Origin of the sequence: Sedimentimonas flavescens (assembly GCF_019264375.1) — a bacterium.
Classification (GTDB): Bacteria; Pseudomonadota; Alphaproteobacteria; order Rhodobacterales; family Rhodobacteraceae; genus Rhodobacter; species Rhodobacter flavescens.
Genome location: NZ_JAHVAI010000012.1, coordinates 123,582 through 137,803, shown reverse-complemented (window position 1 = coordinate 137,803; position 14,222 = coordinate 123,582). Strand labels below are relative to the sequence as shown.

The window sequence follows — 14,222 nt, the reverse complement described above, 5'->3', positions numbered from 1 at the left end:
CCGCTTCCGTCCGCCTTCACGCGAACCTTCACGTTGTAGTCAATCACCCGCTTAACAGGCACCAATACCTTCATGGGCGTGCGTCTCCCTACTGTTGATTCCGCCCAGAACAGGCGGCTGAACAAGCTCTCGGCAATTTTGTTACAAGAGGGGCGCGTCGAGGGACAGAGTAAAATCGACCCGTTTCGGTGTCGCTACGTCACGTCGCAAACGATGTTTGCGCTAGCGGTGCAGATTACCCGGCCGAAGGGGAGCGGGCGGGATGGATTCGGCCCCGTCGAGGGTCAACGGTTGGCGCCGGGAACCCAGAGCACATCGGCGCGGCCCTCGTCATTGGCGATCCGAGCCGCACAGAAGAACCAGTCGGACAGGCGGTTGAGGTATTTCACCGCCCAATCGTTGACCGCTTCGGTCGAGGCAAGCGCGACGGCATCGCGCTCGGCGCGGCGTGCCACGGTGCGCGCGTGGTGCAGATGTGCCGCCAGCGCCGATCCGCCGGGCAGGATGAAGCTGCGCAGCGGTTCGAGCCGGGCGATCATCGCGTCGATCTCGGCTTCGAGCCGCGAGACCTGCGGCTCGACGATGCGCAGAACGGGATAGCCCGCCTCGGCATCCTTCTCCATCTCGGGGCGTGCAAGATCGGCGCCGAGGTCGAAGAGGTCATTCTGAATGCGGGCCAGGGCTGCGTCAGCCTCGCCCTCGGCATGCAGGCGGCACAGGCCCAGAACCGAGTTCAGCTCATCGACCGTGCCATAGGCGCAGACGCGGGGCGAGTGTTTGGCCACGCGGGTGCCGTTAACCAGCGCGGTTTCGCCCGCGTCGCCGGTCTTGGTGTAGATGCGGTTCAGAACGACCATGGCCGGCCTCCTTCAATCAGCTGCTCTGGCGCAGCCAGACAAACAGCAGAATAAGCGCGATCGCAACCGCCTGCGCCGCGATGCGCAGGCGCATCAGCTTGTTGGCATGCTTGCGGTTGAACTCGCCGCCCTTCGCGAAGCCGCCGATTCCGATCATCAGGATCACCAGAACGGCCAGACATGCGGAGGCAACGATGATGAAGAACATGTCGTCGCGCATTCAAATCTCCCAGGCGCCTCTCGGGGGCGCTGCGTCAGACTAACGGGCGTGTCGGGAAATGCGACACAAAAACTCAGGCGCGGGCCAGAAGCCAGTCGCGCAGCCGCGCGGGGGCAAGGCGGCGGATCGTGGCTGCGGCATGGGTGGCCTTGGTGACATAGTAATGCGAGCGCGGGTTGGGCGCTTCGAGCGCCTCGAGAATTGCCGCAGTGACGGCGGAGGCGGGCAGTTCGAAGCGGTCTTTCTTGCCCGAGGGCTCGTAAAGGCGCTTGAGCAACGACGCCTGATACTGTTCGCGCCGGGCTGAGTTCTGCCAGTCGACCCAACGCTCGAAATGCGGGATCGAGTTGACGCGGATCTTCGAGGGGATCGGGCCGGGGTTGATGGTGATGATCTTGATGGGTGTGTCGCGCATCTCAAGCCGCAGCACGTCGGTCAGCCCTTCAAGGGCGAATTTCGTCGCCACATAGGCGCCGCGCCAGCGGATGCCCACAAGGCCCAGAACCGAAGAGCATTGCAGAATGCGCCCCGAGCCTTGCACGCGCATCACCTGGATGGCGCGGGCGGTCAGGTCGTGCAGGCCAAAAAGGTTCGTCTCGAAGATCTCGCGCAGTGCATCTGCGGGCAGGTCTTCGACCGCGCCGGGGCAGGCAAAGGCCGCGTTGTTGTAAAGCGCGTCAAGGCGCCCGCGTCCGCGCGCAAGAGCCTCATTGAAACCGGCTTCGATCGAGGCGGGGTCGGCGACATCAAGTTGAAACGAGATCAGCCCTTCGCTGCGCAGCCGCTCGCAATCATCTTCCTTGCGGCAAGTGGCAAAGACCTTCCAGCCTGCGGCCTTCAGCCCGTGCGCCGCATCGTAGCCGATGCCGGACGAGCAGCCGGTGATCAGGATGGTTTTCGACATGACTGCCCCCGCATTGATGTGCGGGGGCAGTTTTGGCCGACTTCCCGAGGGAATGGAAGCGGCTCAATGTGGTTCAGGGTTTGGCGGGCTTTCCGGGGGCGGGGCGCAGAACCTCGGGGCCCAGGGTGGGCGCATATTCGATCGGCACGATCAGCGCGCCGGTTTTGTTGGGGTCGGGCGCGCTTTCGTTGATCGACTGTGCGCAGGCCACGCCGCAGCCGGGGGAGGCGGCAAGATCTTCGTCGGGCTGGCCCCAGACGGCAAGCACGATGAACACGGCGGCCAGCGTGGTCAGGGTCAGTTTCAGCATCGCGACCTCCGTGATCTTGCGAGTTGGTGCAGGATCGCGCGATGGCGCTGTCAGCATAATGTGAAAACGCGGCCCGAGTTCCCCCGTGAGCCCGAGGCGGTTGCGCGTTTGAGGCTGGACCGGGGCGCGGGGCCGATTTACACGGAGAGCATGAGCGAGAACGAAGATACCCCGCCCCAGTCCCTGACCTCCGAGCCATTGTCGCGCGCGATCGGTGATCGCTACCTGACTTATGCGCTCTCGACGATCATGCACCGGGCGCTGCCCGATGCGCGGGACGGGCTGAAGCCGGTGCATCGGCGCATCCTGTTTGCCATGCGCGAGCTGAAGCTGAGCCCAACGGGCGGTTTCCGCAAATCGGCCAAGATCTCGGGCGATGTGATGGGTAACTATCACCCGCATGGCGATGCCGCGATCTATGATGCGATGGCGCGTCTGGCGCAGGATTTCGCGATGCGCTACCCGCTGGTGAACGGGCAGGGGAACTTCGGCAATATCGACGGCGATAACCCTGCGGCCTCGCGCTACACCGAGGCGCGGCTGGCCTTCCCGTCCGAGGCGCTGCTTGACGGGCTGGCCGAGAACGCTGTCGATTTTCGCCCCAACTATGATGGCACACTGGAAGAGCCCATCGTGCTGCCCGCCGCCTTCCCGAACCTGCTGGCCAATGGGGCGAGCGGTATCGCGGTCGGTATGGCCACGAACATCCCGCCGCACAACCTTGATGAGTTGGTCGAGGCCTGTCAGGCGATGATCCGCGATCCCGGCATTTCCGACGATGCGCTGGTCGATCTGGTGCCCGGCCCCGATTTCCCGACCGGCGGTGTGATTGTCGAGCCCAAGGAGTCGATCCGCGAGAGCTACCGCAGCGGGCGCGGCGCGTTTCGCCTGCGCGCGCGGTGGGAGAAAGAGGATCTGGGCCGAGGCCAGTGGCAGATCATCGTCACCGAGATCCCCTACCAGGTGCAGAAATCCAAGCTGATCGAGCGTCTGGCCGAACTGATCCAGACTAAGAAGGTGCCGGCACTGGCCGATGTGCGCGACGAATCCGCCGACGATGTGCGGATTGTCCTTGAACCCAAGACCCGCACCATCGACCCCGAAATGCTAATGGGGATGCTGTTCCGCAGTTCGGACCTAGAGTTGCGCTTCAGCATGAACATGAACGTGCTGATCGACGGGCGGGTGCCCAAGGTGTGCTCGCTCAAAGAGGTGCTGCGCGCCTTCCTCGATCACCGCCGCGAGGTGTTGTGCCGCCGCAGCCAGCACCGGCTGGAGAAGATCGCGCACCGGCTTGAGGTGCTCAACGGCTATATCATCGCCTATCTCAATCTCGACCGGGTGATCGAGATCATCCGCACCGTGGACGAACCCAAGCCCGCGCTGATGGCCGAGAATTGGGCCGTTACCGATGGCGACCGGGTGTTCCTGACCGATGTTCAGGCCGAAGCGATCCTGAACATGCGCCTGCGCAGCCTGCGCAAGCTTGAGGAAATGGAACTGCGCAATGAGCGCGACGCCCTGCTGGCGGAGCGCAGCGAGCTTGAGGCCCTTCTGGGCAGCGAAAAGGCCCAGTGGAAGCGGATCTCGGGGCAGCTCAAGGACGTGCAGAAGCAATTCGGCAAGGGCACGGCTGCGGGCGCGCGCCGCACCGCCTTTGCGGATGCGACCGAGGTCGAGGAAGTGCCGATCGAGGCGATGATCGAGCGCGAGCCGATCACAGTGATCTTGTCGAAAATGGGCTGGGTGCGCGCAATGAAGGGCCACCAGGCGCTCGACGCCGAGGTCAAGTTCAAGGATGGCGACGGCCCGCTGTTCGCGCTCCATGCCGAGACTACGGACCGGATCGTGCTGATGGGCTCGAACGGACGTGCCTATACGCTGCTCGGGGCGAACCTGCCCGGCGGGCGCGGCATGGGCGAGCCGGTGCGTCTGATGGTCGATCTGCCGAACGAGGCCGATGTGACCCATATCCTGCTGCCCAAGCCGGGCGAGAAGTTCCTGATGGCCTCCTCCGATGGCGATGGCTTCATCGTGCCGGGCGAGGAACTGGTGGCCCAGACCCGCGCGGGCAAGCAGGTGCTCAACATGCGCGAAGGCGCGCGCACGCAGGTTTGCGTGCCGGTGTCGGGCGATCACGTCGCCTGCGTCGGCGAGAACCGCAAGGTTCTGGTTTTCGCGCTCGAAGAACTGCCAGAGATGGCGCGCGGCAAGGGTGTGCGGCTGCAAAAGTTCAAGGATGGCGGGTTGTCGGATGCGGTCACTTTCACGCTCGCGGACGGGTTGAGCTGGAAAGACCCCGCCGGGCGCACCCGCACCGAGACGGACCTGTCGGAATGGCTGGCCAAGCGCGCCTCGGCGGGCCGCATGGCGCCGCGCGGCTTCCCGCGCGACAATCGGTTCAACTGATCGCGAGAGCGGCTGCGGCGGCCTGTTGTGCCGCCGTCGTGGTCGCCGATCTCCGATCCGGGACGGGCCCGCCCCAAACCTGCGCCAAGACGCGCCGGAATGCGCGAAGCGGGCTTGATTTTTCTGCTTCGGGGCAATAGGTAGCCCGCGATATTGACTCGGGCCAATTCCGGCCCCCGAACCAGAGGCGCCCGCGATATGGCAAAGGCAAAGTTTGAACGGACGAAACCGCACGTCAACATCGGCACGATTGGCCACGTTGACCACGGCAAGACGACGCTGACGGCTGCGATCACCAAGTACTTTGGTGAATTCAAGGCCTACGACCAGATTGACGGCGCGCCGGAAGAGAAGGCTCGCGGGATCACGATCTCGACGGCCCACGTTGAATATGAATCGGCGAACCGTCACTACGCGCACGTCGACTGCCCCGGCCACGCCGACTACGTGAAGAACATGATCACGGGTGCGGCGCAGATGGACGGCGCGATCCTGGTTGTGAACGCGGCCGACGGCCCGATGCCGCAGACGCGCGAGCACATCCTGCTCGGCCGTCAGGTCGGCATTCCGTACATGGTCGTGTACATGAACAAGGTTGACCAGGTCGACGACGAAGAGCTGCTCGAGCTCGTCGAGATGGAAATCCGCGAACTGCTGTCGTCGTACGACTACCCCGGCGATGATATTCCGATCATCAAGGGCTCGGCTCTGGCCGCGATGGAAGGCCGCGACAACGAGATCGGCGAGGATTCGATCCGCGCTCTGATCGCCGCTGTCGACGAGTACATCCCGACCCCGGAGCGCGCTGTCGACCAGCCGTTCCTGATGCCGATCGAAGACGTGTTCTCGATCTCGGGCCGCGGCACCGTTGTGACCGGCCGTGTCGAGCGTGGCGCTGTGAACGTGGGCGACGAACTCGAGATCGTCGGTATCCGCGCGACCAAGAAGACCACCTGCACGGGCGTCGAGATGTTCCGCAAGCTGCTCGATCGCGGTGAAGCTGGCGACAACATCGGCGCGCTGCTGCGCGGTATCGACCGTGACGGCGTTGAGCGTGGTCAGGTTCTGTGCAAGCCGGGTTCGGTGAAGCCGCACACGAAGTTCGAAGCTGAAGCCTACATCCTCACGAAAGAGGAAGGTGGCCGTCACACGCCGTTCTTCGCGAACTACCGTCCGCAGTTCTACTTCCGCACCACGGACGTCACCGGCACCGTGAAGCTGCCGGAAGGCACCGAGATGGTGATGCCGGGCGACAACCTGAAGTTCGAAGTCGAACTGATCGCCCCGATCGCCATGGAAGAGAAGCTGCGCTTCGCTATCCGTGAAGGCGGCCGCACCGTCGGCGCCGGCGTCGTCTCGAAAATCATCGAGTGATTTCGATCACATCGTGACGGAAGGGCCGCCCTCGGGCGGCCCTTTTGCTTTGTGCGCTGGCGCGTTGCGTGGGGCAGGGCGGGCAGCCGCAAGCGATTGTGCGCGGCGGTGCAAATCGCTCTTGATTTCCCCGCGCGGCTCCTTTAGCACCCCGCCTACGGCCTAGGGGTATAGCTCAGTTGGTAGAGCATCGGTCTCCAAAACCGAGGGTCGTGGGTTCGAGTCCCCCTGCCCCTGCCAGGTCGTCCTCCGGAAAATCCTGATTGTATTGGCGCTGATCCGGGGCGCGGCCGCTACATGCGGCAAGGTGCTTGAATTCGCGCGTCCGAGCGCGTATCTGAACGCGGTCGCGCGTGGGTCGCCCACGCTGCAAAGAGAGGATGAGACGCATGGCAAACCCCCTTCAGTTCCTCCAGCAGGTTCGCTCGGAAGTGGGCAAGATCACCTGGCCTGCGCGCCGCGAGGTGATGCTGACCACCGGGATGGTCTTTGTCATGGCCGCGCTGACCGCGCTGTTCTTCTCGCTGGTAGACTGGATCATCCGTTTCGGCGTCAGCCAGATCATCGGCTGAGACCTTCAGTTCCGCCGGTTTCGCCTTTATGCCCTTGAAAAAGCGGCACTCGGGCGGTAAAGGGGCGGGACTTTCGGGGAACCGGCGTGCATCGATTCGGTCATGCACGCTGTTTTTTGTTCTGAGAGCGACGGCCAAGCCGTTGATGTAATGGAATTTCGGCGCTCACGCGTCGGTGGAAGAAGGCAATGGTGAGCATGGCGAAGCGTTGGTATTCGGTGAGCGTTCTCTCGAACTTCGAGAAGAAAGTCGCCGAGCAAATCAAGCAGGCCGTGGAAGAGAAGGGCCTTCAGGACGAGATCGAAGAGGTCCTCGTTCCCACTGAGGAAGTGATCGAAATCCGTCGTGGCAAGAAGGTCACTTCGGAGCGCCGCTTCATGCCGGGCTATGTGCTCGTGCGGATGGAAATGACCGATCGGGGCTATCACCTGATCAACTCGATCAACCGGGTGACCGGTTTCCTCGGGCCGCAGGGCAAGCCGATGCCCATGCGCGATGCCGAGGTGAACCAGATCCTGAACCGCGTCGACGAATCGGGCGAGGCCGCCGCGCCGCGCAACCTGATCCGTTTCGAGGTGGGCGAGAACGTGAGCGTGACCGACGGTCCGTTCGAGGGCTTCTCGGGCATGGTCGAGGAAGTGGACGACGCCGCGGGCCGCCTGAAGGTGACCGTGTCGATCTTTGGCCGGCCGACGCCGGTCGAGCTGGAATTCACCCAGGTGTCGAAAGTCGCCTGAGTGGGAGCCGTGGGAGGCGAGGGCTGAGGTCCGGACCGAACCACTAAACTTCGCGCCGCAAGGCGTGACAGTGACAAGGAGAGGGCCACATGGCCAAGAAAGTCATCGGGCAGCTCAAGCTGCAAATCAAGGCTGGCGCCGCGAACCCGTCGCCGCCGGTCGGTCCCGCGCTCGGTCAGCGCGGCATCAACATCATGGAATTCTGCAAGGCGTTCAACGCGCGCACGCAGGAAATGGAAAAAGACATGCCGGTGCCAGTGGTTATCACCTACTACGCCGACAAGTCGTTCACTTTCGAGACCAAGACCTCGCCGGCCTCGTACTTCCTGAAGAAGGCCGCTGGCCTGAAGCCGGTTGGCAAGCGCAACCGTCCGAAGGGTTCGCCGAAGCCGGGTCGTGAAGTCGCCGGTTACGTGACCGTCGCCCAGGTGCGCGAGATCGCCCAGGCGAAGATGAAGGACCTTTCGGCGAATGACGTCGAAGCCGCGATGCAGATCATCCTCGGCTCGGCGAAGTCGATCGGTATCGAGGTGAAAGGGTAAGCCATGGCCAAGCTCGGTAAACGTACGGCCGCTGCGCGCGCCGCTTTCGAAGGCAAGGACAATCTCTCGGTTGAAGAGGCTGTCAAGCTGATCAAGTCGGCGGCTTCGGCCAAGTTCGACGAAACCCTCGAGATCGCGATGAACCTGGGCGTTGACCCGCGTCACGCCGACCAGATGGTCCGCGGCGTGGTTCAGCTGCCGAACGGCACGGGTAAGACCGTGCGCGTTGCAGTGTTCGCCCGTGGCGCCAAGGCTGACGAAGCCAAGGCCGCTGGCGCGGATATCGTCGGTGCGGAAGACCTGATGGAAACCATCCAGTCGGGCAAGATCGAATTCGATCGCTGCATCGCGACCCCGGACATGATGCCGCTGGTCGGCCGTTTGGGTAAGATCCTCGGCCCGCGCAACCTGATGCCGAACCCGAAGGTCGGCACGGTGACCATGGACGTCGCGACCGCTGTGACCGCTGCCAAAGGCGGCGAAGTGCAGTTCAAGGTCGAAAAGGCCGGCGTGATCCACGGCGGTATTGGCAAGGTCTCGTTCTCGGAAGACAAGCTGGCCGAGAACGTGCGCGCCTTTGTCGACGCCGTTTCGAAAGCCAAGCCCACGGGCGCCAAGGGCACCTACCTCAAGAAGGTGTCGCTGAGCTCGACCATGGGCCCGGGCGTTTCGCTGGACCTCACCTCGGCGACCGCCAAATAAGATTTTGCCGGGAAACCGGCGAATGACGGGGCGTTCGCTCGCCCCGTCCTGTCCGAGACGGAGGGTGCCGGTTCCCGGCTTAATTTCCTTCCTGAGATGGGGAACGAGAATTTCCGAGGGCGACCTCGGGCGATCTTCTCGGGAACCGATCGGACCCGATCCTCAGGGCATTCGCCCGGGGGAAAATGAGAGCCGGGGGGAAACCCCCATACTTGGAGTGTAACCGTGGATAGAGCCCAAAAAGAGAAAGTGGTCGAGGAACTCGGCCAGATCTTCGAAAGCTCTGGCGTCGTGGTGGTTGCCCACTACGAAGGCATGACGGTTGCTCAGATGCAGGATCTCCGTTCGCGCATGCGCGAAGCCGGTGGTTCGGTTCGCGTTGCCAAGAACACGCTCGCCAAGATCGCCCTTGAGGGTAAGCCCTGCGAAAGCATGGCCGGCCTTCTGACGGGTATGACCGTCCTTGCCTTCTCCGAGGATCCTGTGGCTGCGGCCAAGGTCTCGGTGGACTACGCCAAGGCGAACGACAAGTTCGCAATCCTTGGCGGGGCCATGGGCACGGAGGCTCTGGATCCGGCCGGTGTCAAAGCTGTCGCTGCCATGCCGTCGCGTGAAGAGCTTATCGCTCAGATCGTCTCGTGCATCGGTGCGCCGGCTTCGAACATCGCTGGTGCCATTGGCGCGCCTGCTTCGAACATCGCGGGCATCCTCAAGACTCTTGAGGAGCGGGAAGCCGCCTGAAGCAACCAATTGCCTTCGTTGGGATAAGCCCGACGTTGGAAAACCCTATATCAGAATGGAACGGAAAAATGGCCGATCTTAAAGCCCTCGCTGAGCAAATCGTCAACCTGACGCTGCTGGAAGCCCAAGAACTGAAAACCATCCTCAAAGACGAGTACGGCATCGAGCCGGCCGCCGGTGGCGCCGTCATGATGGCTGGCCCGGCTGCTGCCGCTGCCCCGGCTGAGGAAGAAAAGACCGAGTTCGACGTCGTCCTGACCGACGCCGGCGCGAACAAGATCAACGTGATCAAAGAAGTCCGCGCGATCACCGGTCTGGGCCTGAAAGAAGCCAAGGACCTCGTGGAAGCTGGCGGCAAGGTCAAAGAAGGCGCTGCGAAAGCGGAAGCCGAAGAGATCAAGAAAAAGCTCGAAGAAGCCGGCGCGAAAGTCGAGCTCAAGTAATCGAGCCGGATGCCTGTGCATCCACTTGCTTGAAAATTGGCTGGGTCCGGGCTTGTCCCGGGCCCAGCCGAACCTGTCTCGGAGAGGGCTAATCGCCCTTTAGCCCTCTCCAAGGCGGCGTTCGCGGTTCGGGAGCCATCCGGTGGGACGGGTGGCAGGTATGGGACCGCCCCCCTTCATTCGCCTGCGGCGCGCACCGGGCCCCGACGTTGCGCACCCGCGAAGAGACGAAAGGTCACGACGAGCATGGCTCAAGCTTACGTTGGTCAGAAGCGCATCCGCCGCTTCTACGGCAAAATCCGTGAAGTCCTTGAAATGCCGAACCTCATCGAGGTTCAGAAAGCTTCCTACGATCTGTTCCTGCGTTCAGGTGAAGCCGAAAAGCCGCAGGACGGCGAGGGCCTCCAGGGCGTTTTCCAGTCGGTTTTCCCGATCAAGGATTTCAACGACAACGCAATTCTCGAATTCGTCAAATACGAGCTGGAAAAGCCGAAATACGACGTCGATGAGTGCATGCAGCGCGACCTGACCTATTCGGCCCCGCTGAAGGTCACCCTGCGCCTGATCGTGTTCGATCTGGACGAAAACACCGGCGCGCGTTCGGTGAAGGACATCAAGGAGCAGGACGTGTTCATGGGCGACATGCCGCTCATGACCCCGAACGGCACCTTCATCGTGAACGGCACCGAGCGCGTCATCGTGAGCCAGATGCACCGCTCGCCGGGCGTGTTCTTCGACCATGACCGCGGCAAGACCCATTCGTCGGGCAAGCTGCTGTTCGCCTGCCGCATCATTCCCTACCGCGGTTCGTGGCTGGACTTCGAGTTCGACGCCAAGGATCTCGTGTTCGCGCGTATCGACCGTCGCCGCAAGCTGCCGGTGACCACGCTGCTCTATGCGCTTGGTCTCGACCAGGAAGGCATCATGGATGCCTATTACAACACGGTGAACTTCCGCGCCGAGGGCAAGCGCGGTTGGGTTTCGCGCTTCTTCCCCGAGCGCGTGCGCGGCACCCGTCCGACCTACGACCTGATCGATGCCGGCACCGGCGAGGTCATCCTGAAGGCGGGCGAGAAAGCCACCCCGCGGATGGTCAAGAAGTGGATCGATGAGGGCAAGATCACCGAGCTTCTCGTGCCGTTCGAGCACATCCTGGGCCGCTTCGTCGCCAAGGACATCATCAATGAGTCGACCGGCTACATCTATGTCGAGGCCGGCGATGAGCTGACCGCCGATTACGACAAGGAAGGCCAGCTGGTTGGCGGCACCGTCAAGACGCTGCTAGACAATGGCGTCACCGATATTCCGGTGCTCGACATCGATAACGTCAACGTCGGTCCGTATATCCGCAACACGATGGCCGCGGACAAGAACTGGAACCGCGATTCCGCTCTGATGGACATCTATCGCGTGATGCGTCCGGGCGAGCCGCCGACCGTCGAAGCCGCCTCGTCGCTGTTCGACACGCTGTTCTTCGATAGCGAGCGCTACGACCTGTCGGCCGTTGGTCGCGTGAAGATGAACATGCGCCTCGACCTCGACGCGCCGGACACGCAGCGCACGCTGCGCCGCGAAGACATCATCGCCTGCATCAAGGGCCTGGTGGAACTGCGCGACGGCAAGGGCGAGATCGACGACATCGACCACCTCGGCAACCGCCGTGTGCGTTCGGTCGGCGAGCTTATGGAGAACCAGTACCGCGTCGGTCTGCTGCGCATGGAGCGCGCGATCAAGGAGCGCATGTCGTCGGTCGAGATCGACACCGTCATGCCGCAGGACCTGATCAACGCGAAACCGGCCGCGGCCGCGGTGCGCGAATTCTTCGGCTCCTCGCAGCTGTCGCAGTTCATGGACCAAACCAACCCGCTCTCGGAAGTCACGCACAAGCGTCGTCTTTCGGCGCTCGGGCCGGGCGGTCTGACCCGCGAGCGTGCGGGCTTCGAGGTCCGCGACGTTCACCCGACCCACTACGGTCGGATGTGCCCGATCGAAACGCCCGAAGGTCAGAACATTGGTCTGATCAACTCGTTGGCCACCTTCGCCCGCGTGAACAAGTACGGCTTCATCGAGACCCCCTACCGCAAGGTGGAGGACGGCAAGGTGACGGACGACGTGGTCTACATGTCGGCCACCGAAGAGATGCGCCACACGGTCGCGCAGGCGAACGCCTCGCTCGACGCCGAGGGCCGTTTCACCAATGAACTCGTATCGACCCGTCAGGGCGGCGAATTCATGCTCAACCCGTCCGAGGCCGTGGACCTGATCGACGTGTCGCCGAAGCAGCTGGTTTCGGTCGGTGCGGCGCTCATCCCGTTCCTGGAAAACGACGACGCCAACCGCGCTCTGATGGGTGCGAACATGCAACGTCAGGCCGTGCCGCTGCTGCGTTCGGAAGCCCCCTATGTGGGCACCGGCATGGAAGCGGTCGTGGCGCGCGACTCGGGTGCGGCGATCATGGCCAAGCGTGGCGGGATCATCGACCAGGTCGATGCCTCGCGTATCGTTGTGCGTGCGAACGAGGACCTGGGCATGGGCGATGCCGGCGTTGACATCTACCGTCTGCGCAAGTTCAAGCGCTCGAACCAGTCTTCGACCATCAACCAACGTCCCATCGTGAAAGTGGGCGACATCGTTGCCAAGGGTCAGGTCATCGCGGACGGTCCCTCGACCGATCAGGGCGAACTGGCCATCGGCCGCAACGTGGTCGTCGCCTTCATGCCCTGGAACGGCTACAACTACGAAGACTCGATCCTGATCTCCGAGCGGATCCACCGCGACGACGTGTTCACCTCGATCCATATCGACGAATACGAAGTTGCCGCGCGTGACACCAAGCTCGGGCCGGAAGAGATCACCCGCGACATCCCGAACGTCGGTGAGGAAGCCCTGCGCAACCTCGACGAAGCCGGTATCGTCTATATCGGCGCCGAGGTCGGCCCGGGTGATATCCTCGTCGGCAAGATCACTCCGAAGGGCGAAAGCCCGATGACGCCGGAAGAAAAGCTTCTGCGCGCCATCTTCGGGGAAAAGGCGTCGGACGTGCGCGACACCTCGCTGCGCCTGCCGCCGGGTGCCTACGGCACGATCGTCGAGGTTCGTGTGTTCAACCGCCACGGCGTGGACAAGGACGAGCGCGCGCTGCAGATCGAGCGTGAGGAAGTCGAACGTCTGGCCCGTGACCGGGACGACGAGCTGGCGATCCTTGAGCGCAACATCTACGCGCGTCTGAAGTCGCTGATCATCGGCAAGACCGCCGTCAAGGGGCCGAAAGGCGTCAAGGCCGGTTCGGAGATCAATGACGAGCTGCTGAGCACGCTGTCGCGTGGCCAGTGGTGGCAGCTTGCGCTGGAAAACGAGAACGACGCCAAGGAAGTCGAAGCGTTGAACGATCAGTTCGACGCTCAGAAGCGCGCGCTTGAGCTGCGCTTCGAGGACAAGGTCGAGAAGGTCCGCCAGGGCGACGACCTGCCTCCGGGCGTGATGAAGATGGTCAAGGTGTTCGTCGCGGTGAAGCGCAAGCTTCAGGCCGGCGACAAGATGGCCGGTCGTCACGGTAACAAGGGTGTCGTGTCGAAAGTCGTTCCGATGGAAGACATGCCCTTCCTGGCCGATGGCACTCCGGTTGACCTCGTTCTGAACCCGCTCGGCGTACCGTCGCGTATGAACGTCGGTCAGATCCTCGAGACGCACATGGGCTGGGCCGCGCGCGGTCTGGGCCTGCAAATCGACGAGGCCATCAAGGAATACCGTCGTTCGGGCGATCTGACCCCGGTGCGCGAAGCCATGAAGCACGGCTACGGTGCGGAAACCTACGAGGAAGCCTTCGCCGCGATGGACGAAGACCGCTTCGTGGAATGCGCCGAAACCGTTCGTGGCGGCGTTCCGATCGCGACCCCGGTCTTCGACGGTGCCAAGGAAGCCGACGTCAATGACGCGCTGATCCGCGCGGGCTTTGACAAGTCGGGCCAATCGATCGTCTTCGACGGCCGCACGGGCGAACAGTTCGCGCGTCCGGTTACCGTGGGCGTGAAGTACTTCCTCAAGCTGCACCACCTTGTCGACGACAAGATGCACGCCCGTTCGACCGGTCCTTACTCGCTTGTGACCCAGCAGCCGCTGGGTGGTAAGGCGCAGTTCGGTGGTCAGCGTCTGGGTGAGATGGAGGTCTGGGCGCTGGAAGCCTACGGCGCCGCCTACACCCTGCAAGAGATGCTGACGGTGAAGTCGGACGACGTGGCAGGCCGGACCAAGGTCTATGAGTCGATCGTCAAGGGCGAGGACAACTTCGAAGCCGGCGTGCCGGAATCGTTCAACGTTCTCGTCAAAGAGGTCCGGGGCCTCGGCCTCAACATGGAACTCCTGGATGCGGAGGACGAGGAGTGAGGGGTTCGCCCCTCATTCCCTCCCCTCT

Annotated in this window: 13 protein-coding genes and 1 tRNA gene; 10 read left to right on the top strand and 4 right to left on the bottom strand. The window is 63.0% G+C overall.

Features of this window, described 5'->3' with window-relative positions:
• Window positions 1–284 precede the first annotated feature (284 nt).
• The 4 genes from KTQ37_RS12790 to KTQ37_RS12775 form a co-directional block, all read right to left on the bottom strand.
• On the bottom strand, window positions 285–857 hold the full coding sequence (locus KTQ37_RS12790; protein ID WP_218630907.1) for a cob(I)yrinic acid a,c-diamide adenosyltransferase: 573 nt from the start codon (window positions 855–857) through the stop codon (window positions 285–287).
• 16 nt (window positions 858–873) lie between these two features.
• A complete protein-coding gene (locus KTQ37_RS12785; protein ID WP_218630906.1) occupies window positions 874–1,077 on the bottom strand; it encodes a twin transmembrane helix small protein in 204 nt (67 codons plus the stop codon).
• 73 nt (window positions 1,078–1,150) lie between these two features.
• Window positions 1,151–1,981 (bottom strand): SDR family NAD(P)-dependent oxidoreductase, encoded by an 831-nt coding sequence (locus KTQ37_RS12780; protein WP_218630905.1) that lies wholly within the window; start codon window positions 1,979–1,981, stop codon window positions 1,151–1,153.
• A gap of 73 nt (window positions 1,982–2,054) precedes the next feature.
• Window positions 2,055–2,291, bottom strand: coding sequence for a hypothetical protein (locus tag KTQ37_RS12775; protein WP_218630904.1), 237 nt, complete (start codon window positions 2,289–2,291; stop codon window positions 2,055–2,057).
• A 150-nt stretch (window positions 2,292–2,441) separates the two neighbouring features.
• Between KTQ37_RS12775 and parC the strand changes: the two genes are divergently transcribed.
• The 10 genes from parC (at window position 2,442) to rpoB (ending at window position 14,194) form a co-directional block, all read left to right on the top strand.
• Window positions 2,442–4,700, top strand: coding sequence for a DNA topoisomerase IV subunit A (gene parC, locus KTQ37_RS12770; protein WP_218630903.1), 2,259 nt, complete (start codon window positions 2,442–2,444; stop codon window positions 4,698–4,700).
• 198 nt (window positions 4,701–4,898) lie between these two features.
• A complete protein-coding gene (gene tuf, locus KTQ37_RS12765; protein ID WP_218630887.1) occupies window positions 4,899–6,074 on the top strand; it encodes an elongation factor Tu in 1,176 nt (391 codons plus the stop codon).
• Window positions 6,075–6,238: 164 nt separating this feature from the next.
• Window positions 6,239–6,314 (top strand) — tRNA-Trp (locus KTQ37_RS12760).
• Between the two features lie 149 nt (window positions 6,315–6,463).
• Window positions 6,464–6,646, top strand: a complete 183-nt coding sequence (secE, locus tag KTQ37_RS12755; protein WP_218630902.1) for a preprotein translocase subunit SecE — start codon at window positions 6,464–6,466, stop codon at window positions 6,644–6,646.
• Window positions 6,647–6,843: 197 nt separating this feature from the next.
• A complete protein-coding gene (gene nusG, locus KTQ37_RS12750) occupies window positions 6,844–7,383 on the top strand; it encodes a transcription termination/antitermination protein NusG (RefSeq protein ID WP_218630901.1) in 540 nt (179 codons plus the stop codon).
• An 89-nt stretch (window positions 7,384–7,472) separates the two neighbouring features.
• A complete protein-coding gene (rplK, locus tag KTQ37_RS12745) occupies window positions 7,473–7,925 on the top strand; it encodes a 50S ribosomal protein L11 (protein ID WP_218630900.1) in 453 nt (150 codons plus the stop codon).
• Window positions 7,926–7,928: 3 nt separating this feature from the next.
• On the top strand, window positions 7,929–8,627 hold the full coding sequence (gene rplA, locus KTQ37_RS12740) for a 50S ribosomal protein L1 (protein WP_218630899.1): 699 nt from the start codon (window positions 7,929–7,931) through the stop codon (window positions 8,625–8,627).
• Window positions 8,628–8,852: 225 nt separating this feature from the next.
• Window positions 8,853–9,368 (top strand): 50S ribosomal protein L10, encoded by a 516-nt coding sequence (rplJ, locus tag KTQ37_RS12735; RefSeq protein ID WP_218630898.1) that lies wholly within the window; start codon window positions 8,853–8,855, stop codon window positions 9,366–9,368.
• A 68-nt stretch (window positions 9,369–9,436) separates the two neighbouring features.
• On the top strand, window positions 9,437–9,811 hold the full coding sequence (gene rplL, locus KTQ37_RS12730) for a 50S ribosomal protein L7/L12 (RefSeq protein ID WP_218630897.1): 375 nt from the start codon (window positions 9,437–9,439) through the stop codon (window positions 9,809–9,811).
• 246 nt (window positions 9,812–10,057) lie between these two features.
• Window positions 10,058–14,194 (top strand): DNA-directed RNA polymerase subunit beta, encoded by a 4,137-nt coding sequence (rpoB, locus tag KTQ37_RS12725; RefSeq protein ID WP_218630896.1) that lies wholly within the window; start codon window positions 10,058–10,060, stop codon window positions 14,192–14,194.
• Window positions 14,195–14,222 lie beyond the last annotated feature (28 nt).

Coding starts and splice junctions, on each gene's coding strand:
- KTQ37_RS12790 (WP_218630907.1), bottom strand. CDS start 857: ATGGTCGTTCTGAACCGCATCTACACCAAGACCGGCGACGCGGGCGAA.
- KTQ37_RS12785 (WP_218630906.1), bottom strand. CDS start 1,077: ATGCGCGACGACATGTTCTTCATCATCGTTGCCTCCGCATGTCTGGCC.
- KTQ37_RS12780 (WP_218630905.1), bottom strand. CDS start 1,981: ATGTCGAAAACCATCCTGATCACCGGCTGCTCGTCCGGCATCGGCTAC.
- KTQ37_RS12775 (WP_218630904.1), bottom strand. CDS start 2,291: ATGCTGAAACTGACCCTGACCACGCTGGCCGCCGTGTTCATCGTGCTT.
- parC (WP_218630903.1), top strand. CDS start 2,442: ATGAGCGAGAACGAAGATACCCCGCCCCAGTCCCTGACCTCCGAGCCA.
- tuf (WP_218630887.1), top strand. CDS start 4,899: ATGGCAAAGGCAAAGTTTGAACGGACGAAACCGCACGTCAACATCGGC.
- secE (WP_218630902.1), top strand. CDS start 6,464: ATGGCAAACCCCCTTCAGTTCCTCCAGCAGGTTCGCTCGGAAGTGGGC.
- nusG (WP_218630901.1), top strand. CDS start 6,844: ATGGCGAAGCGTTGGTATTCGGTGAGCGTTCTCTCGAACTTCGAGAAG.
- rplK (WP_218630900.1), top strand. CDS start 7,473: ATGGCCAAGAAAGTCATCGGGCAGCTCAAGCTGCAAATCAAGGCTGGC.
- rplA (WP_218630899.1), top strand. CDS start 7,929: ATGGCCAAGCTCGGTAAACGTACGGCCGCTGCGCGCGCCGCTTTCGAA.
- rplL (WP_218630897.1), top strand. CDS start 9,437: ATGGCCGATCTTAAAGCCCTCGCTGAGCAAATCGTCAACCTGACGCTG.
- rpoB (WP_218630896.1), top strand. CDS start 10,058: ATGGCTCAAGCTTACGTTGGTCAGAAGCGCATCCGCCGCTTCTACGGC.